This is a genomic window from Marinifilum sp. JC120 (genome assembly GCA_004923195.1).
Classification (GTDB): domain Bacteria; phylum Desulfobacterota; class Desulfovibrionia; order Desulfovibrionales; family Desulfovibrionaceae; genus Maridesulfovibrio.
This window is the reverse complement of sequence record RDSB01000255.1, coordinates 1-368: the sequence shown is the minus strand read 5'-3', so window position 1 is coordinate 368 and position 368 is coordinate 1. Positions and strand designations below refer to the sequence as shown.

At 37.0% G+C, this 368-nt stretch carries 1 protein-coding gene; it reads left to right on the top strand.

The features are described from left to right. Positions 1 to 84: 84 nt before the first annotated feature. The coding region (locus tag D0S45_21005) for a tyrosine-protein kinase family protein (protein ID TIH02083.1) at positions 85 to 368 on the top strand (284 nt) is incomplete at its 3' end.

Genomic DNA, 368 nt, shown 5'->3' with positions numbered 1-368 from the left:
CACAATAAGAATCGTAAAGAGGTTTTGGTTTGTAATCGGCCTCGTTCAGCAATAACAGAATCATTTCGGAGTCTTAGGACCGATTTGGAAAATTTGTCAGTAGAGAATCAACAGATGATCATATCTGTACAATCTGTTATGCCGGGAGAGGGTAAATCATTCATAAGTGCAAATCTTGCGGCAATTTTGGCGCTTAACCACAGAAAAGTACTTTTGGTCGAAACAGACATGAGAAAACCCAAGTTGAGTAAAATGTTTGGATGCGACGGTAATAGCGGACTAAGTAATTATTTGAATGAAGAAGAGAATTTTAATGATATTGTTTGTCCAACTCAAATTGATAATTTGAGTTTTATTCCTGCTGGTCC